16 protein-coding genes are annotated in these 19,002 nt (G+C 73.4%); 6 read left to right on the top strand and 10 right to left on the bottom strand.

Translation table 11 applies throughout. The annotated features are described in order from the left end of the window. Positions 1-175: 175 nt before the first annotated feature. Positions 176-1,099 carry a YihY/virulence factor BrkB family protein gene (locus tag BU204_RS32065; protein WP_075129549.1) on the top strand — a complete coding sequence of 308 codons (924 nt, stop codon included), beginning with the start codon at positions 176-178 and terminating at the stop codon, positions 1,097-1,099. Positions 1,100-1,108: 9 nt separating this feature from the next. On the opposite strand, the gene BU204_RS32070 is transcribed toward BU204_RS32065, so the two are convergent. Next, positions 1,109-2,128, bottom strand: a complete 1,020-nt coding sequence (locus tag BU204_RS32070) for a hypothetical protein (RefSeq protein ID WP_075129550.1) — start codon at positions 2,126-2,128, stop codon at positions 1,109-1,111. A gap of 28 nt (positions 2,129-2,156) precedes the next feature. Further along, positions 2,157-2,495 (bottom strand): PadR family transcriptional regulator, encoded by a 339-nt coding sequence (locus BU204_RS32075; RefSeq protein WP_332888605.1) that lies wholly within the window; start codon positions 2,493-2,495, stop codon positions 2,157-2,159. A gap of 96 nt (positions 2,496-2,591) precedes the next feature. Here BU204_RS32075 and BU204_RS32080 point away from each other — a divergent pair, with 96 nt between their 5' ends. After that, positions 2,592-3,671, top strand: a complete 1,080-nt coding sequence (locus tag BU204_RS32080) for an NAD-dependent epimerase/dehydratase family protein (RefSeq protein ID WP_075129552.1) — start codon at positions 2,592-2,594, stop codon at positions 3,669-3,671. Between the two features lie 99 nt (positions 3,672-3,770). Here BU204_RS32080 and BU204_RS32085 read toward each other — a convergent pair whose 3' ends face one another. Together BU204_RS32085 and BU204_RS32090 are read right to left on the bottom strand one after the other, a co-directional pair. Next, the gene (locus BU204_RS32085; protein ID WP_158073544.1) at positions 3,771-4,124 is read right to left on the bottom strand and encodes an anti-sigma factor antagonist; all 354 of its coding nucleotides are present in this window, start codon (positions 4,122-4,124) and stop codon (positions 3,771-3,773) included. Between the two features lie 63 nt (positions 4,125-4,187). Further along, entirely contained in the window at positions 4,188-5,150 is a 963-nt protein-coding gene (locus BU204_RS32090; RefSeq protein ID WP_075129554.1) for an NAD-dependent epimerase/dehydratase family protein, read from the bottom strand. A 134-nt stretch (positions 5,151-5,284) separates the two neighbouring features. Here BU204_RS32090 and BU204_RS39540 point away from each other — a divergent pair, with 134 nt between their 5' ends. The 3 genes from BU204_RS39540 to BU204_RS32100 all read left to right on the top strand — a co-directional run bounded on the left by BU204_RS39540 (position 5,285) and on the right by BU204_RS32100 (position 11,392). Next, positions 5,285-5,593, top strand: coding sequence for a hypothetical protein (locus tag BU204_RS39540; protein WP_143229901.1), 309 nt, complete (start codon positions 5,285-5,287; stop codon positions 5,591-5,593). A gap of 442 nt (positions 5,594-6,035) precedes the next feature. Then, on the top strand, positions 6,036-8,855 hold the full coding sequence (locus BU204_RS32095) for a helix-turn-helix transcriptional regulator (RefSeq protein WP_075129569.1): 2,820 nt from the start codon (positions 6,036-6,038) through the stop codon (positions 8,853-8,855). 221 nt (positions 8,856-9,076) lie between these two features. Further along, positions 9,077-11,392: a hypothetical protein gene (locus tag BU204_RS32100; protein ID WP_075129555.1), complete on the top strand. Its 2,316-nt coding sequence runs from the start codon at positions 9,077-9,079 to the stop codon at positions 11,390-11,392. A gap of 24 nt (positions 11,393-11,416) precedes the next feature. Here BU204_RS32100 and BU204_RS32105 read toward each other — a convergent pair whose 3' ends face one another. Both BU204_RS32105 and BU204_RS32110 read right to left on the bottom strand, forming a co-directional pair. Further along, on the bottom strand, positions 11,417-12,382 hold the full coding sequence (locus BU204_RS32105; protein WP_075129556.1) for a glycosyltransferase: 966 nt from the start codon (positions 12,380-12,382) through the stop codon (positions 11,417-11,419). Beyond that, positions 12,379-13,254, bottom strand: coding sequence for a glycosyltransferase family 2 protein (locus BU204_RS32110; protein WP_075129570.1), 876 nt, complete (start codon positions 13,252-13,254; stop codon positions 12,379-12,381). The genes BU204_RS32105 and BU204_RS32110 overlap by 4 nt, the downstream gene beginning before the upstream one ends. A gap of 70 nt (positions 13,255-13,324) precedes the next feature. Between BU204_RS32110 and BU204_RS32115 the strand changes: the two genes are divergently transcribed. After that, positions 13,325-14,293, top strand: coding sequence for a glycosyltransferase family 9 protein (locus tag BU204_RS32115; protein WP_075129557.1), 969 nt, complete (start codon positions 13,325-13,327; stop codon positions 14,291-14,293). Here the strand turns inward: BU204_RS32115 and rfaE2 are convergent. The 4 genes from rfaE2 to BU204_RS32135 are packed head-to-tail and all read right to left on the bottom strand — an operon-like array spanning position 14,261 to position 18,991. After that, complete coding sequence (rfaE2, locus tag BU204_RS32120; RefSeq protein WP_075129558.1) at positions 14,261-15,757, bottom strand: D-glycero-beta-D-manno-heptose 1-phosphate adenylyltransferase; 1,497 nt, start codon at positions 15,755-15,757, stop codon at positions 14,261-14,263. The two genes, BU204_RS32115 and rfaE2, sit on opposite strands and share 33 nt — an antisense overlap. Continuing rightward, positions 15,754-16,959, bottom strand: coding sequence for a glycosyltransferase family 9 protein (locus tag BU204_RS32125; RefSeq protein WP_083661819.1), 1,206 nt, complete (start codon positions 16,957-16,959; stop codon positions 15,754-15,756). The genes rfaE2 and BU204_RS32125 overlap by 4 nt, the downstream gene beginning before the upstream one ends. Then, positions 16,956-18,305 carry an aldehyde dehydrogenase family protein gene (locus BU204_RS32130; RefSeq protein WP_143229903.1) on the bottom strand — a complete coding sequence of 450 codons (1,350 nt, stop codon included), beginning with the start codon at positions 18,303-18,305 and terminating at the stop codon, positions 16,956-16,958. The genes BU204_RS32125 and BU204_RS32130 overlap by 4 nt, the downstream gene beginning before the upstream one ends. Continuing rightward, the gene (locus BU204_RS32135; RefSeq protein ID WP_075129559.1) at positions 18,296-18,991 is read right to left on the bottom strand and encodes an SDR family oxidoreductase; all 696 of its coding nucleotides are present in this window, start codon (positions 18,989-18,991) and stop codon (positions 18,296-18,298) included. The genes BU204_RS32130 and BU204_RS32135 overlap by 10 nt, the downstream gene beginning before the upstream one ends. Positions 18,992-19,002 lie beyond the last annotated feature (11 nt).

Genomic DNA, 19,002 nt, shown 5'->3' on the forward strand with positions numbered 1-19,002 from the left:
GCCCTCTGGACCTGGACCGCCAGGGCGACGGGCGGCTTCAGCGGGCCGACGATCGCGTGGGACTCAGGCCCGGGAGCCTGGGACCAGAGCCGATTCCAACCCTTCTGACCGACCGGGCTACCGAAGCGGCACCCGATCGGGTGTCGACGGGGCCACCCTCGGGTAATCGGACGGCATGGCGACCGAGGGACCAACCGACCTGGCGAAGCGGACCTGGTGGGGCGCGATCAAGCGCACCGTGAAGCGGTTCGTCGGCGACGACATGTTCGACTCGGCCGCCGCGCTGACGTACTACAGCGTCCTGTCGATCTTCCCGGCGGTCGTCGTGCTGACCGCGATCGTCGGGATGATCGGGGAGTCGGCGAGTGGGCCGCTGATCGAGAACGTCCGGGCGCTCGCGCCCAGCCAGGCCCGGGATGTCGTGGTGCAGGTCATCCAGGAGCTGTCCCGCTCGGCGTCGGTCGCGGGACCGGTGGCGATCCTCGGTCTGCTCGGGGCGCTCTGGGCGGCGTCCAACTACATCGGCGGGTTCATCCGGGCCTCGAACACGATCTACGGTGTCGAGGAGGGCCGCCCCATCTGGAAGACGATCCCCCTTCGGATCACGCTGACGCTGACAATGGTGATCCTGCTGGCGGTGTGCGCGCTGGGCGTGGTGCTGACCGGCGGCCTCGCCGACCGGGTGGGGAACATGCTGGGGCTGGGCGACACCGTGCTCCAGGTGTGGCACATCGCCAAGTGGCCGGTGCTCGCGTTCCTGATCAGCCTCGCCATCGCGCTGCTGTACTGGGCCTCGCCCAACGTCCGCCACCCCGGCTTCCGCTGGCTCACGCCGGGAAGCTTCCTGGCCGTCCTGCTGTGGGTGGCGGCCTCGGCCGGGTTCGCGTTCTACGTGGCCAACTTCGCCTCGTACAACAAGGTCTACGGCTCGCTGGCCGGTGTGATCGTGTTCCTGGTGTGGCTGTGGATCTCCAACCTGGCCGTCCTGCTCGGCGCCGAGTTCGACGCGGAGCTGGCCAGGGGCAAGGAGATGGAGCAGGGTCTGCCCGAGACCGCCGAGCCCTTCCTGCCGCCCCGCGACACCCAGGCGATGGACTAGGGCGCGTCCTCAAGGTCCCGGTCGATGGGCTTCGTGATCCAGGTCGTCGCTGGGCACGTCCGCACGAACTGCGCCGCGAGCCGATAACGGGGCCAGCGCCAACGGAACGGCCACGACGAGGACAACCACGGCCTGCACCGCCCCGACGACGGCCAGGGCGCCGGGTTCCCCGTCCCGGGACAGGTGGTCGAGCAGCGTGACCACCCGCTCCCCGAACACGGCGAGCGCCAGCACCAGCAGCGTTCCCGACCAGGGCGCCGGCCGACCGCGGACCAGGTTCACCACGATCGCGGCCACCACCGCGACGCAGAGCGTGCCCGGCCAGTCCAGGACGACGCCGGGACCCGGCCACTGGGTCGCCAGGAGCACGGCCGAGAGGAGCACGACACCCACCGGCAGTGCCAGCAGCCACGGGCGCGCGCGCACCGGTGGGGCGTCCCGATGGAAGGCGGCCAGGGCCAGTACCGGCAGTGCGGCCAGCAGCAGCTCGTAGGCGACCACGCCCAGGCCCGCCCCCACGTCGGCGACGAGCCGGTAGCCGCTTCCGACCGCGACGACCCCGAGCCCGAGCCCCGCCGCCCAGACCGCGCCACGGCGCGCGCCGAGCACGAGCGCGACGAACGCGGCTACCCAGACCAGCTCGGCGAGGGCCCATCCCGCCTCCAGCCGGGTGGGCACGAACCCCGGGAACCGCAACGGCGACCACAGCTGTGCCGCGATCCCGGCACCCGCGGTCGACGCGTGCACGACCAGCCCGACCAGCGCCACCCGCCGCACAGCCTCGCCCCTGGCAAACGCCGTCGGCACCGCACCCGTGCCGCCGAGCCGCAGCCGCACGGCCAGACCGACGACGCTAACCACCTCGGCCGCGCCCGGTCGCCCGTAGTCGGCGACGAACTCGGCCTCCTCGGGGTCGGCCGGCTCCACGCCGGCCAGGAAGGTGTCGACCATGTCCTCCTCCCACACGGCGCGGTAGTCCGCGGGCAGGAGCCGCAGGACGCGCCGGTAGCGACGCTCGAGCTGGTTCACCTGGTACCTCCGAAACCCGCGTCGGTGCTCATGTCGCCTCACCCGGCCGCCAGGCACGCAGGCGCGCCACTGCCGCCCGGGCGTTGGCGGCCTGGCGGTCGGCCTCCGTGGCGAGCTCGTCACGGCCGCGCTCGGTGAGGCGGTAGTAGCGACGCAGCCGGCCGTTCGCGACCTCCTCGCGGTCCGGCTCGACCAGGCCCTCGGCGACCAGGCGGTCGAGCACGCCGTAGAGCGTGCCGACGCGCAGGCTCACCCGCCCACCGGACAGCTCCGCCACCTCGCCGACGATCCCGTAGCCGTGGCGAGGCTCCCCGACCAACGCCGTGAGCACGAAGAACGCCTGCTCCGTCATCGTCCGACCGCTCATGACGGCACTATATATCGGCATGCGACATATGCATAGTCGTGGTTAACCGGCCGCCCGGCGGGTAGGCCCCTCCCAGGTGGAGAGGGAGGTGTCGGCATGAGCCCGACCAGGCGACGTCACGGATCGGGCCGGCGCATCGTGGTGACCGGCGCGAGCGGCAACGTGGGGACGAGCGTGGTGCGCACGCTCAGTGCGGACCCGGAGGTCGAGTCGATCGTCGGGCTGGCGCGCCGGCGTCCCGAGTGGGGTGTCGACAAGCTGGAGTGGGTGGAGGCCGATGTCGTGAGCGACGACCTGGTCCCGCTGCTCGCCGGCGCGGACGCGGTGATCCACCTCGCCTGGCTGCTCCAGCCCGCACGCTCGCCGTGGGTCACGTGGAACGCCAACGTGATCGGCAGCATCCGCGTCTTCGACGCGGTCGCGGCGGCCGGTGTGCCGGCGCTGGTGTACGCGTCCTCGGTGGGCGCGTACTCCCCCGGCCCGAAGGACCGCATGGTCGACGAGTCCTGGCCGACCCACGGCTGGCCGGCGGCCTCCTACACGCGCGAGAAGGCGTACCTGGAGCGCGCGCTGGACGGGTTCGAGTCCGCGCACCGGGAGGTGCGGGTGGTGCGGATGCGCCCGGGTTTCCTGTTCCAGCACGCGTCGGCCAGCCAGCAGCGCAGGCTGTTCGCCGGTCCGCTCGTCCCGCAGCGGCTGGTGCGCCCGTCGCTGATCCCGGTCGTGCCGGACCTGCCCGGCCTGCGTGCGCAGGTCCTGCACACGGCCGACGCCGCGGAGGCCTACCGGCTGGCCGCGCTCGGCGACGCCCGCGGTGCGTTCAACCTGGCGGCCGACCCGGTCGTCGACGCCCACGTGCTGGCCGAGCTGCTCGGCGCGCGGGTGGTCAAGCTGCCGGTCTGGGCGCTGCGCGGCCCGCTGGTGGCGGCCTGGCGCCTGCACCTGACCCCAGCCGATCCCGACCTGTTCGACGCGGCGCTGCGGCTGCCGCTGATGGACTCCACCCGTGCCCGCGAGGAGCTGGGCTGGACCCCGCGGTACGACGCAACCGAGGCGCTGCGTGAGCTGCTGGCCGGCATGCGGGAGGGCGGGGGCCTGCCGACGCCGCCCCTGGAGCCGAAGGTACCCGGCGGCCGGCTGCACGAGCTCAGCACGGGGTCGGGAAGCAAACACTGAAAAGGCGAACCCCGCGTTGCTGCCAGGTCGGGGGTCCGCCAGCAACGCGGGGTCATCACGAGCATCGCCGGGGACGCCCGCGGCGTTACACCCCTGTTCTCACAACACGGCGGCCCGCGGCGCCAGCGCGTCCGCGAGCGTCGGTCGCACGTCCAGCTCGGCGTCCAGGCCGGTGACCTCGATCGGGCGCGCGACGGCTCGACCGGTGGCGACCAGCCGCAGCTCGCAGCCCAGCTCGCGGGCCCGCCGGGTGGCGAGAACCAGCTCGCCGAGCCCCGTCGAGGACAGGAAGGTCACCCGCTCCAGATCGATGATGACCGGGAACGGCGCCGTCGCTAGGGCGAGGGCGGTGTCGACGGCCTGCCGCAGGTCGTCCATGGCGTTGAGGTCGACCTCCCCGAAAACCCGGGTGAGCACGACGAAGTCAAGGACCTCACGTTCGATGTGGAACACGGCCACCTCGCATCGACAGAACGGGCAGGAAGGCGGCTGTTGGCTGAACCACTGCTCCCCACCCTAGGGCAGCGGCGGGACCTGGTCCTGGGTGGCCAGCCACTCGAGCGCCTCGCGGACGGTCTCCAACGAGCTGTACCGGGGCCGGTAGCCGAGCAGCCGGGTTGCCTTGGCGATGCTGGCGTTGGGGCTGTGCGCGATGTGGTCCCAGGTCAGCTCGGCGTCCCGCTCGTCGACCGTCTCGCGCCATTGCTCCCAGGGCAGGAACTCCAGCCGCGCCTCCTGGCCGTACCACCCGGCCACCGCCTCGGCGTAGCCCCGCAGGGTGAGCGCGGCCGGCGACACGACGTGGAAGCTCTCCCCGAGCGCGACGGCACGGTGGCTCATCGCGGCCGTGAACGCCTGCGCGACGTCGTCGGCGTGTACGTGGTGCACGGTCTCCAGACCGAGGTTGGGCAGGGTGAGCGGCTCACCGGCGGCGAGCGTGGCGAACACCGCGGGGTCGAGGTGCCCGGCCGGGTTGATCGGGCGCCAGCCCGGACCGCTGATGTGCCCGGGGTGCAGCACGGTCACCGGGACGCCGTGGCGACGAGCCTGGTCGAGCAGGTAGCGCTCGATCTCGGCCTTGTGCGTGCCGTACTCCCCGAACGGGCGGCGCGGCGCGTCCTCGGTCGTCGGGACGACCGCGCTCGGGCCGTGGACCCAGATCGTCCCGCAGTGGAGCAGGTGCTGGACCCGGCCGCGCAGGGCCTCGACGAGCTGGCGGGCGCTGTCGGGGTGGAAGCAGATGAGGTCGACGACGACGTCGGGGTCGAGGTCACGGACCCGGCCGGCGAACGTGCCGGCGGCGTCCTCGGCCTCGCGGTCGGCGACGACCGAGGTCACCCGGCGCCAGGCGGCATGGGGGCGGTACGGCCGGGCCTGGCCCCGGGTCACGACCACGACCTCGTGCCCGGCCTCGACCAGCCGGGGCACGAGGTAGCCACCGATGTGCCCGGTCCCGCCGAGTACCACGACCCTCGCCATGCGGCGATCCTACGGCCGGCCGGCGGCGGTGCCGGTGCTCCGACATACGTCACCTGACCGATGTCTCGCCGTGCGGAGAGGTCAAGAGTGGCACAGGTCAAACATTGGCGAGCGCACACGAGATGGGTGAAGCGGTGACCGCTCCGGACTGGCATGACGAGCTCGTGCTCGTCGCCGAGTTGTCCAGCGTCAACAACCAGATCGCGCGGTACGTACTCCGGCTTCTCGACGCGGATGCCGGAAGACAGGAACAGGTGCCTACGGCGGACGAAAACGCATTAGGAGGGCGCCTGGTTGACCTCGGCTATGCACTGCAGAATCGCGCGGTGCGCCGGGCCGCAGGTCTCGACGGAGATGGTGGGGCCATCGACGAGGAAGACCTGCGGCCAGAGCCGCTCGAACTGGACGGGTTTCTTGCCCGACCCAGGTGTGCAATCCATTGAAATACCGTTGATTTCTCGTCAGTTGTGAGTCATCCCAGGTACGACGCTGTTGTGGGTCATGCCTGGGGGGTCCGCGGCGGCGGTGCCGGCCGCTGCGAACACGAACAGAACCGAAGTGACAAGGGCGGTGACCATTCGCGCGATTCTCATCTCGACTCCCGTGGTTTCGTCAGAAAAAGAGGACAGAGGACGACGCGGGTGGCATGCCAGCGAAGCGAATTTGGGGTATACAGAGGGCCCAACATATCGCTTAACAGAAACTATCGCACGCGGGGTGTAATTGAGGAAATAACTGCCAGCTAACGAGCGGCTAACGACTGGAGAGCCGCTATAGGGAACGGCTTGGCTCAAGATCGATATGGTGGACCCCCACAACGGGTGCCCACCAGGACCGCCCGGATGGCCGATGCTCGTGGCGGCCGGCGCGTCCTATCGTCGAGTCATGCCGGGTGGTGCGTCTGCGCTTGTTGGCCGCGACGCCGAACTCTCGGCGCTGGTCCGGTGGATCGAGGAGCTCGCCCGTGGAACGGGGCGGGCGGTGTTGGTCGAGGGCGAGCCGGGTATCGGCAAGTCGTCGCTGGTGCGTGCCGCGGTGGCGGTCGCGGGGCGGCGTGGCTGTCAGGTGTTGTGGGCCGAGGGCGATGAGCTGGGTCAGGCGTTGCCCCTGCGGCCGTTGCTGGACGCGTTGGCTGTCGGGGAGTTGGACACCGAGCCCAGGCTGGCGACGATCCGGCGGCTGCTGCGGGGTGAGGTCAGTGGTGGTGCCGACCCGACCGTTGCCGCCTCGGAGCAGATGCTCACCCTGATGACCGAACTGTGCAGCGCGGCGCCGACCGTTCTGGTGGTCGATGACCTGCAATGGGCGGATACCGCGACGATCGGCGTGTGGGAGTGGTTGGCCCGCTCGGCCGAGCGGTCCGCCCTGCTGCTGATCGGCATCGTCCGGCCGATCCCCCAGCGCGACGATCTTGACGCGATTCGTCGCGCAGTCGGCGAGCCCGGCACCGTCCGCCTCGGCGGGCTACCCACGAAGGCGGTCGCGAACCTGGTCAGCGCGATCTCCGACGGACAGCCCGGCGAGGAGCTGCTGCGGCTCGCCGACGGGGCGGCGGGGAACCCGCTGTACCTGACCGAGCTGTTGGAGGCACTGCTGCGATCGGACCGGCTCAAGGTCAACGACACCGGGGTGATCGAGGTGACCGGCGGCCCGGTCCCCGAATCCCTCTACGCCGCGATCGCCGACCGGCTCGACTTCCTGCCGCGCGAGCTGCGCACGACGCTGCAGGCCGCGGCCCTGCTCGGGATGGAGTTCCCGGTCACCGACCTCGCGTTGGTGCGCAACTGCCGCATCGCCGACCTGGTGCCGGCGATCGACGAGGCCTGCGCCGCGGGCGTGCTCACCGACGTCCGGGACAAGCTGGTCTTCCGCCATCCGCTGATCCGCCAGGCCCTCTACGACGACATCGCCGACGCGGTGCGCCCGGCCTGGCACCAGGACGCCGCCCGCGCGCTGGCGGAGGCCGGGGTGCCGCACGATCGGGTCGCCCGCCAGCTGCTCCAGGCGGTCAGCGCCCCGGGCGCCGGCCCGCTGGACGACCGGCTGCTGGACTGGCTGGCCGAGGCCGCACCCATCCTCATCGCCCAGACCCCCAAGACCGCGGTCAACCTGCTGCGCCAGGCCTCCCGCCGCTCACCCGCGGACACCGAACGCGGCGCCAAGCTCGCCTCCCGCCTGGCCGACGCCCTGTTCCGCGCCGGCGACCACGTCCGCGCGGCGCGGGTCGCGCACCGGGCGATGGCCGTGATCACCGAACCCGACCTGCTGGTCGACCTGCACTGGACCGCCGCCCAGTGCCGGGCACTGGCCGGCCGCGCCGAGGAGTCGTTCGAGTCCCTGGCCCGGGCCCTCGAGCTCCCCGGAATGTCGGCCCGACACCGCGCCCGGCTGCTGGTGATGACCGCCCGCGCCCACCGGGACCTGGGTGAGGTGACCGTCGCCGGACGAGTCGCGACCGAGGCCCTCACGACCGCCGAACAGGCCGGCGACCGCTGGGCGGTCGGCTGGGCCCTGCACGTGCTGATCATCGTCTCGATCATGCAGGGCGATGTCGAGAAGGCACTGCCGCTGTTCGAACGTGCACTCGAGGTCGTCGAGGACGACACCACCCTCACCGACCTCGGACTCCTGCTCCAGATCAACAAGGCAGTCGCCCTCGGCGACCTGGACCGCTACGACGACGCCCTTCACGCGGCCGAGCGCGTCCGCCACCGCGCCGACCAGACCGGCAGCCTCGTGCGCCTGGCCCAGGCCCAGACCGCGCTCACCGAGCTGCTGTTCGAGGTCGGCCGCTGGGACGACGCCCAGGCCGAGATCGAGAACCTCTCCGACGACTTCAAGGACCCCGGCGTCACCTGCTGCGACCGCGGCATCGCCGCCGTCATCGCGTTCCACCGCGGCGACCCCGCCACCGCCCGCCAACACCTCCAGCTCGCCGCCCCCAGCGCCGAGAAGATCGGCAACCGCGTCATCGCCCCCCTCACCCTCGCCCGCAGCCTCCACCACGAGATCAACGACCAACCCGCCGACGCCCTCGCCGAGCTCACCGCCTGCGTCACCGGCCACGCCGAAGAACTCGACGAAATGGAAGACCTCCTCCCCGAAGCCGCCCGCCTCGCCGCCCGCATCGGCACCACCGGCACCGCCACCGACATCGCCGCGCAGACCGCCACCCTCGCCCGCCGCTCCCAGGTACCCCACCGCGTCGCCGCCGCCGCCTACTGCCGCGGCCTGCTCGAACGCGACCCCGCCCTGCTCCAGCAGGCCGCCGAGCACTACCACGAAGCCAACCGCCCACTCCAACGCGCCAAAGCACTCGAAGCCGCCGCCATCACCCACGTCGGCCGCGGCGACCGCGACGCCGCCCGCACCGCCTTCACCCACGCCGACGACCTCTACGACCATCTCGGCGCCCACTGGGACCAGACCCATCTGCGCGCCCAGCTCCGCCGGTACGGCATCCGCCGAGGCCCGCGGGTCAAGCACCGCCAGGCCAAGGTCGGCTGGAAGAGCCTCACGCCGACCGAGACCAAGATCGCCGGCATGGTGGCCGCCGGGCTGCCGAACCGGCAGATCGCCGAGCAGCTCGTGCTGTCGCCGCGCACCGTCGGTACGCACGTGTCGCACATCCTGGCGAAGCTGGGGGTCCGCTCCCGCATCGACATCGCCAGGGAGGCGGCCGAGCACTCGCGCGTGCCGAGGTAGGTCGCGCGAGGCACCTCGCTGTCCGGGGTGGACCGGGGTCGGTTCCGCGAAGATTCCTCGGCATGCCAAGGTGATCAGCGGCAGCGGGACCCGATCGTCGAAGTGCGCCGAAGGGCCTTCACCACCTGCCGCTTCTGCTGGTATACGTGGGACGGCACGTTCTGTCGCGAATCACGTCTCTGTCCACTTGGGATAGTCACGTGGGAGGGAGTGGTGGCCGGGTGGGCGACGGCAGGGAGCTGGTACCGCTTCGCACCGGGTTCGACGTGGTGTTACGCGGCTACCGGCGCGGGCCGGTCCTGGACTACGTGCGGAGCGTGGAGGAAGAGCTGCGCATGCTTGCCGCGGACCGGGACGCGAACGCCGAGCTCGCGGAGGGGCTGACCCGGCAGATCGAGCAGCTGCGCGCGGAGAACACCAGGCTGCGGCAACGTTTCGACGAGATGTGCCGAACCCCGGTCGAGCCGGAGGCACTGCAGGGGCGGCTGCGCCGGATGCTCGAGCTGGCCAGGGAGGAGGCGGCGGAGATCACCGCGCGCGCCCAGGCGGCGGCCGAGAACTGCTGGGCCGGCGCCGAGGAGGCCGCCGGCCGGTTGCGTGCACGGTACGAGGAGTCGATCGCGGAGCTGGACACCCGCCGGCGGGCGATGGAGGCCGAGCACCGGACGCTGCTGCGCCAGACGCGGACCGAGGTCGCGGTGATGACGACCGAGGCGGACCGCCGGCGGGAGGAGTTGGACAGCCGCGCGGCCCGCCGCCGGGAGCAGGTCGAGGCCGACTTCGAGATGGCGATGGCGGCACGCAGGACAGAGGCCATGCGAGAGATCAGCACGCGGAAACTCGCCACCCGCACCGAAGCCGAACGCCTGCTCCGCGAGGCAAGGGCGGAGTCCACCCGCCTGCTCGACGAGGCGGTGGCCGCCGCCGACCACACCCGCACCGAGGCGACCGCCGACGCAACCCGGCTGGTCGCCGACGCCACCACCGAAGCCACCCGCCGGAGGGCGGAGGCCACCACCCACGCCGAGAACCTCCTCGACCAGGCACTCACCGCGGCCGACCACACCCGCACGGAGGCAACCGCCGAAGCCAGCCGCCTCGTCGCCGACGCCACCACCGAAGCCACCCGCCGGAGGGCGGAGGCCACCACCCACGCCGAGAACCTCCTCGACCAGGCACTCACCGCGGCCGACCACACCCGCACGGAGGCAACCGCCGAAGCCAGCCGCCTCGTCGCCGACGCCACCACCGAAGCCACCCGCCGGAGGGCGGAGGCCACCACCCACGCCGAGAACCTCCTCGACCAGGCACTCACCGCGGCCGACCACACCCGCACGGAGGCAACCGCCGAAGCCAGCCGCCTCGTCGCCGACGCCACCACCGAAGCCACCCGCCGGAGGGCGGAGGCCACCACCCACGCCGAGAACCTCCTCGACCAGGCACTCACCGCGGCCGACCACACCCGCACGGAGGCAACCGCCGAAGCCAGCCGCCTCGTCGCCGACGCCACCACCGAAGCCACCCGCCGGAGGGCGGAGGCCACCACCCACGCCGAGAACCTCCTCGACCAGGCACTCACCGCGGCCGACCACACCCGCACGGAGGCAACCGCCGAAGCCAGCCGCCTCGTCGCCGACGCCACCACCGAAGCCACCCGCCGCGTGCGCGAAGCCACCACCCACGCCAACACCCTCATCGACCAGGCCACCACCGCCGCCGACCGCACCCGCACCGACGCAACCGCCGAAGCCAGCCGGCTCGTCGCCGACGCCACCACCGACGCCACCCGCCGCGTGCGCGAAGCCACCACCCACGCCAACCACCTCCTCGACCAGGCACTCACTGCGGCCGACCACACCCGCACGGAGGCGACCGCCGAAGTCAGCCGCCTCGTCGCCGACGCCACCACCGAAGCCACCCGCCGACTCGACGAGGCCCGAGCGGAAGCCACCCGACTCCTCGACGAAGCACTGGCCGCCGCCGACCACACCCGCACCGAGGCCACGGCCGAGGCGACCCGCCTGGTGGCCGACGCGAGGGCGGAGGCGACCCGCCGGAGGAGGCATGCCACGGCCGACGCCAACCGGCTCGTCGCCGAGGCCACCGCACACGCGAGCCACCTCGTCGCCCAGGCCGACACCGACGCGAACCGGCGCGTCGAACGGGCGACGGCCCACGCCGACCGGCTGGTCGCCAACGCCACCACCCGGGCCGAGCGCCTGGTCACCACGGCCGTGACGCAGGCCGAGCACCTCGTGGACGAGGCCACGCTGCGGGCGGACCACCTGTTGGTCGACGCCACCGCCACCGCCAGCCGCCTGGTCGCCGACGCCAGCGGCGAGGCCGCCCGCCGCGTCGAGGCGGCCCGCCGGGAGGTCCGCGAGCTGCGTACCCTCCGCTCCGCGGTGGCCGCTCAGATCGAGTCCGCGCACGAGATGCTGACCGACGCCGCTCCCCTGCTCACGCCCCAACCCGACGAGCCAGAGACCATCCCGGTCCCCGTCCCCCGGGACCACGTCCCCCAACCCACCGCCTGACGCGCCGGCTCGCGGACGAGCCCGTCACCGGACCAACGACGTGAGCACCCCGTCCCAGTCCTCCAGGAACCGGCCAAGGCCGAAGCGACGCAGGGCGTACTCCCGGGCGCTCTTGCCGGTCCGCTGGGCCAGCTCGGGCTCGGCCATCAGCTCCCGCAGACCGGCCACGAGCACGTCCAGCCGGGTGGAGAGCACCCCGGCCTCCGGCGGCACGGCCTCCACTGCCTCGGTCGAGGCCAGGCAGACCACCGGCATCCCGATCTGCATGGCCTCGATCAGCGACAGCCCCAGCGAGGTCCACCGCAGCGGGTGGACGTAGACCCGGCGCCGGGCCAGCTCGGGGTGCAGCCGGTCGTGGGGCAGGTCGCCGACCAGGCCGAGCCGGTCCCCGGCCAACCCCAACCGGGTGTCCAGTCCGTCCAGCCCCATGCCGAACACGTCGACCGGCGCCACCTCGGTGAAACGCGGCAGCAGGTCGCTCCCGGTCACCCGCCAGCGGCGGACCGGCTCGTTGGTGACGAACCCCGCCCGCGCCAGCTCGCCGGAGTAACGCGCGGCGGGCTCGACGATCCCGTGCTCGACCACCACGGTCGGCGCCCGGCCGTTGTCCCACATCCACTCGTTGAAGTGGGTGACGTGCGCGATCGGCACGTCGTCGCGGTCGGCCAGCGGGTGCCGGGTGTTGGGGACGTCGCCCTTCGGGGTGTTGTGCTCGACGAACACCGCCGGGACGTCGCGACCCGGCCGGCGGCCGAGCCAGCGCTCGGCGAGCTCGAGCTCCTCGGTGCGCTGCAGGACCACCACGTCCACGTCGGTGTCGGCCAGCCGGTCCGCCGGCACGTCCTCGGCCGGCCAGTCGCGGTCGCCGCGCCCACCGCCCCACGGCCCGCGCTCGGGCAGCGTCGGCAGCAGGTAGTGGTGCCGACCGCGGACGAAGGCACTGGTCCAGGAGCCGTGCACGTGCCAGAGCAGCACGCGGAGCGGGTTCACGACGACACCTCCTGCAGACGCTGGAACTCGGAGATCACGCGGGTCACCTCGACCCGCCGGTCGGGCACGGTCGTGGGGGACTCCAGGTGCAGCGCGCCGCTGGGTAACACGCCCGCCCCGCCGTAGCGGGCCATCACCCGCCACTGGGCGCCCAGGTCCTCACCGGCGTGCTCCACCGGCAGGTCCGGCCAGAAGTCGAACCCGCCGCACTCGAGCAGCTTGGCCCGGTCGTAGAGGACGCAGCCGCCGATCCAGGCGATCTTGTAGGCCCGCCACTCCCCCTGCCGCAGGCCGAGGTTCCGCTCCAGGTGGTACGGGTTCGCCGCGACGTGCAGCGAGGCGCGTCCCCGCTCGGGCAGGTCCCACCCCATGACCTCCGGCTCCACCGGGCCGTCCCACTCCTCGAACGGTGTCAGCTGGTGGGGCCGCTCGTCCTCGACGAAGGACAGACCGATAGGTGCGGCGCCGACGAAGCCGCAGCCGAGCCTGCCGATCGCGGTCCGGAGGCGGCCGATCACGCCCGGCTCCAGCCACACGTCGTCGTCGAGGAACAGCACGTACGGCGCGCTCGCCTGGTCCAGCAGGTAGGCGCGGTGCTCGGCCAGCCCTCGCCGGGGCAGGTGCCGCACGAACTGCACCTCGTGTCCGGTCAACCGCAGGCGCCGGGCCATGGTCTGGACCGGGGCGGGTGCGAAGGAGGGTTCGTCGTCGGACTGGTCGCTCACCAGGACCCGGAAGTGCGGGTGGTCCTGGCCGGCGAGCCCGCCCAGGGTGGTGGCGAGCTCCGCCGGGCGGTTCCTGGTGGGAATGACGACGTCCACATCCGGGTAGACCCCGGACGAGGCGGACAGCTGGGGACCGGGTTCCGTCATGCCCGTCGTATGCCCGTGCCCGGCCCGGTCAAACGCGTGTAGCCGCGCCGGCGGAGGGTACTTGTCGACCATGTCCGACCTCCTCGTCCTGCGGGCCCTCGGGATCGGTGACCTGCTGGTCGCGGTGCCCGCGCTCCGCGGCCTGCGGCGCGCCTTCCCCCGGGACCGGATGGTGCTGGCCGCACCCGCGACGCTCGGGGAGCTGGTCGCGCTGACCGGGGTCGTCGACGAGCTGTTGCCGACCCCGGAGCTGGGCGCCCTGCGCTGGTCGGACCCCGATCCCGCGGTCGCTGTGAACCTGCACGGCGCCGGCCCGGAGAGCACGGCCGACCTCGTGGCCACCCGGCCGGGGCGGCTGTTCGCCCACCGGCACGAGGCGTTCCCCGAGCTCGCCGGGCCGTCCTGGGTGGAGGACCAACCCGAGGCGCGGCGCTGGTGCCGGCTGCTCGCCTGGTACGGGGTGGACGCCGACCCGACCGAGCTGGCGCTCACGCGCCCCGCCGTGCCCAGCGCGGCACCCGAAGCGGTCGTCGTGCACCCCGGCGCGGCCTTCGGCGCCCGCCGCTGGCCCCCCGACCGCTTCGCCGCGGTGGCGCGGCGCCTTCGCGAGGCCGGGTACCGGGTCGTGGTCACCGGTTCGGACGCCGAGCGCGCGCTGGCCGAGCGGGTCGCGGCCGGGGCCGGGCTGCCGGAGCGGGCGGTGCTCGCCGGCCGGCTCGGCCTCTCCGACCTCGCCGCGCTGGTCGCCGGGGCGAGCCTGCTGGTCAGCAACGACACGGGGATCGGCCACCTGGCGACGGCGTACGGCACGCCGTCGGTCGTGTTGTACGGCCCGACCTCGCCGGCCCGGTGGGGCCCGCCGCCCGACCGCGAGCAGCACCGCGTGCTGTGGGCGGGCCAGGTCGGCGACCCGTTCACCGACGAGCCGTCGGCCGGCCTGCTCCGGTTGACCGTGCCCGACGTGCTCGAGGCCACCGCGGAGGTGCTCGCCGCGACCGGAGCGCGCTCACCGGCCACGGATGCGGTCGATCAGCGCTGAGGTGGAGCGGTCGGGCAGGTAGCTGAGGATCCGCACCCGCCCGCCGTACTCGCGCACCACGGCCGCCTCGCTGAGCAGCTCCTCGCGGTGGTCGCCGCCCTTGGCGTAGATCTCCGGCCGGAGCCGGGCGAGCAGCGCGGCCGGGGTGTCCTCGTCGAAGACCGTCAGGTGGTCCACGCAGCTGAGCCCGGCGAGCACCGCGGCCCGGTCGGCGACACCGTTCACCGGCCGGTCCGGCCCCTTGAGCCGGGCCACGCCCGCGTCCGAGTTCACCGCGACGACCAGCACGTCGCCGAGCCGCTTCGCCTCGTTGAGGTAGTTGACGTGCCCGGGGTGCAGCACGTCGAAGCAGCCGTTGGTGAACACGATCCGGCGCCCGGCGGCGCGATGCTCGGCGACGATCTCGGCGAGCCGGTCGTGGTCGAGCACCGAGCCCAGCCCGAGACCGAGCCGCTCGGCGAGATCGGTCGCCGAGCACACCGCGGTCTCCGGGCGGTGGACGACGACGTCGGCCGCGGCCTGCGCCAGCTCGACGGCGACGACGGCGGGCAGGCCCGCGCACCGCGCGACGGTGAGCGCCGCGCAGAAGGTGTCCCCGGCACCGGCGGTGTGGTTGTCCGGTGCTGGCCTGGCCCAGGTGCGGTGGACCGGCCGGTCACCGTCGAGCAGCACGGCACCGTCCCGGTCGAGGGTGACCGCCGCGGCCCGGGCACCGGTGCGCTCGAGCAGCTGGGCGCGGTTCTCGTCGAGGAAGGTCAGCTGCTCGGCCGCCGAGCGCGGGATCGGCGTGTCCAGCACGGTCGCCGCCTCCTCGGCGTTGGGCGTGACGATGTCGGGCCGCAACCGCGCCCAGCGCCGCGGGTGATGGGCGTCCACGACCAGCAGCGGGATGCGCTCACGAGTCGGGAGCAGTCGCTCGAGGACGTCCCCGGACAGCAGACCGGTGCCGTAGTCGCACAGCACCACGGCGTCGGCCTCGGCGCAGGCGGCGAGGAAGCGGTCGATCGCGGCCGGCACCGCGGTCAGCGGCGCCTGGTCGCGGTCGCCGTCGTCGAGGCGGACGAGCACCTGGTCGTCGGCGACGACCCGGCTCTTGGTGGTGGTTCGCCGGTCCGGCTCGACGGCCACCAGTTCGGTGTCCACACCGGACTGGCGGAGCGCGGCGAGCAGCTCGGTGCCCGCGTCGTCGGCGCCCACCGCGGACACCATCCGCACGCGGGCGCCGAGCGCGGCCAGGTTCACCGCGGTGTTCGCCGCCCCACCGGGGGCGACCCGGCGCTGGGCGACCGCGACGACCGGAGCCGGCGCCTCACGGCAGAGCCGGTCGGCGCTGCCGCTGAGCCACTCGTCGAGGATCACGTCGCCCACGACGAGCACGCGCGGGGCGAGCTCGGCCAGTCGGGCCGGCAGGTCGGCGGTGAGCTCGGGCAGCCCGTCCTGGCGCAGCGGCATGGTGTCGGTCATCGGACAGCCACCTTCCCGGTCAGCCGAACGGCCGCGGCGGCGACCTCGGCGGGGTCGATGTCGAGGCACTCGTGGTGGTAGGGGCAGCGGAACTGCCGGCAGGGCGAGCAGGAGACGGGGCGGTCGAGCAGTTCGGCGGGTGCGTGCCGGGGCGGCATGTCGGTTCGGGCCTCGGTGCCGGCGTAGGTGACGACGACCGGGGTCCTTGCCGCGTCGGCGAGGTGCAGGCAGCCGGAGTTGTTGCAGATCACGACGTCGGCCGCGGCCACGACGGCAGCCAGCTCCGGTACGTCGACCTCGCCGAGTGCGGTCACCAGGGGGTGCCCCGCGCCGGTGACGACCTCCTCGACCAGCGGCGCCTCCTTCGCCGACCCCGTGACGACGACCGGGAACCCGGACTCGGCGACCAGCCGCGCGGCGACGGCGAACCGGTCGGCGGCGTACCGCTTGCTCGGCGCGGAGCCCCCGGGGGCGAGCAGGGCGAAGGGACCAGCCGGCACCCGGTCGGTGTCCGGCGGGACCAGCTCCAGCTCGGTGCCCGCCGGCGGCACGCCCAACGCGTGGAGCAGGTGCAGGCACCGGTCGACCTGGTGGGTGCCCGGGGGTGGCGGCGTCACCCAGTGCGTCGCCACCGCGCCGCCGAACTCCGCGGAGTGCACGGCCCGCACCGGGATGCCGGCCAGCATGCCGACGTGGGCGACCGGCCAGGGCGACTGGGTGGGCGAGGTGAACACGATCATCACGTCGTAGTCCCGCTCGGCGACCCGCTCGACCAACGCGCGTTCCGCCGCCGCGACCTCGGCGACCGGGGCCGCCGGCACCCCCGCCTGCTGCCAGCTGGCCGAGACGGTCAGCACGTCGCGCAGGCCGGGGATGACCGGCGCGACGGCGGCCCCGACCGGCGAGGCGAGCAGGTCGACGGCGACGTGCGGCACGGCGAGCCGCAGCGCACGCAGTGCCGGGGTGGCGAGCACGACGTCGCCGAGGTTGTCCGCCCGGACCACGAGCACCCGGCGGATGGCCGCCCAGTCCGGCGGCTCGGCGAGATCAGCCGCCGGATGGCGGGTCGGCCGCGGGTTCTTCCCCGCGCCGACCGCCGGCCGCCGGCCCGCGAGGCGCGGCCCGGGCACCGTCGTCCCGGCGACGGGCCGGGTGACCCGCTCGTCCCCCGGACCGTCCGGTGTCGTGCCCGGCCTGCTCATCCCCGGCCGCCCGGCGTGCCGAGATGGACGACCTTCGTCGTCGTCAGCTCGTCGAGGAGCTCGGGTCCGTAGCCGTAGCCGGACCCGCTCATCCCCCGCGGCTGGGCGGCCCCACCGGGAGCGCCGCCGAACACGGCGTTGACCTTGACCGTGCCGACGGGCAAGACGCGGTAGGCCTCCTGGGCATGCGCCATGTCGGCGGTGAGCACGGTCGCCGCGAGCCCGTACCGGCCGCTCGCCGCGGCCGCCAACCCCTCGGCGAAGTCGTCGACGACCATCACCGGCGCGACCGGGCCGAAGGTCTCCTCGGCCATCACGGTCATCTCCGGGGTGCAGGCGGTGAGCACGGTCGCCGGGTAGCGCGAGCCGGGACCATCCGGCACCAGCCCACCTACCAGCGGTTCCGCACCCGCCTCGATCGCCTCGTGCACATGGGCGTGCACCTTGTCCCGGTGGGCGCGGTCGACCAGCGGGGGAATCCGCCCGGTCCACTCCCGGGCCTGCGCGACGAGGGCCTCCTGGAACTCGGCGGCGACCCGGCGGTGGACGTAGATCCGTTCCACCGACACACAGATCTGGCCGGCGTTGGCGAACGCGCCCAGCGCGGCCTGCTCGGCGGCCCAGACCGGGTCCACGTCGCCGTCGACCAGCAGCGGGTCGTTGCCGCCGTTCTCCAGCAGCGCCTTGGCGCCGGTGCGGGCGGTGGCCAGCGCGATGCTCCGGCCGGTCTCCACCCCGCCGACGTGGGCGACCACGTCCACGTCGGGGTTGGCGGCCAGCCGCGCGCCGGTCTCGGCGCCGCCGCTGACCGTGGTCAGCACGCCGTCGGGGAAGGCCTGCCCGAGCAGCTCGCCCAGGCGCAGACCGACCCTGGGGCAGCGCTCGCTCGGCTTGTGCACGACGGTGTTGCCGGTGACCAGGGCCGCCCCGATCAGGCCACAGGCCACCGCGACCGGGTCGTTCCACGGGGTCAGCGCGACAACGACACCGCGGGGCTCCGGCACCATCAGGTCGGTCGCCGACCAGCCGCCGTGCAGGGTCCGCCCGCGGTGCACCGGGCCCAGCTCGGCGTACTGCTCCAGAGTAGACACGCCAGCCCCGATGGATTCGGCCGCCTCCGCGGCCGACCGGCCGGTGTCCCGCTCGTGGATCTCGGCCAGCTCGTCGGTGGCCGCCCGCAGTGCCGCCGCGGCGGCACGCAGGGCGGCGCCCCGCTCGGCGGCGGGGGTGCGACGCCAGGACTCGAACGCCTGCCTCGCTGTGGTCACCGCATCGTCCGCATCGGACGAGTCGGCGATCCGGATGTCCGGTTCGGTGAGCACGGCTACCTCCCTCGTCACGGCCAGGACGGTTCCTGCTCGTGGCAGATGACCAGTTCGCGGATCTCGCACCCGGCGGGCTGGCCGAGCACGTGCACGATGCTGTCGGCGACGTACTCGGGCGGGTTCAGCATGTTCCGGTCCGCGGGCTTGTACTGATCGGTGCGGTCGTCGAAGAACGCGGTACGCATGCCGCCGGGGACAACCAGGGTCACCCCTACCTTGCCGGCCAGCTCCATGGTCAACGCCCTGGTCATCCCGACCACGCCGAACTTCGCCGCGCAGTAGGCGCTGGCGTCGCCGGCGGGGCGCAGGCCGAGCGTGGAGGCGATCGTCACGATCCGGCCGTGGCTGCGCTCCAGGTAGGGCACTGCGGCCCGGATGACCGCGGCCGTCCCCATCAGGTTGACCTTGACCACCTGCTCCCAGTCCGCTGTGGACACTCCGGTAATGGGTCCGCAGCGGTCCATCCCGGCGGCGGTGACCACACCGGACAGTCCGCCGAACCGCTCGGCGAGCTCCTGCACGGCCTGCTCGGTGGCGGCGCTGTCGGACACGTCGACCAGGCGGAAGTCGTCGGCGGGGCCGGGTGGGGCCTGCTTGTCGAGCACCACGACCGGGGTGCCGTTCTTGTGCAGCGTCGCGACCAGTGCGGCCCCCAGGCCGCTCGAGCCGCCGGAGACGAGCACGGGGTATTGGTCCTGACCAGACATTCGCTTCTCCT

The sequence above is a fragment of the Actinophytocola xanthii genome (genome assembly GCF_001921205.1).
GTDB classification, from domain to species: domain Bacteria; phylum Actinomycetota; class Actinomycetes; order Mycobacteriales; family Pseudonocardiaceae; genus Actinophytocola; species Actinophytocola xanthii.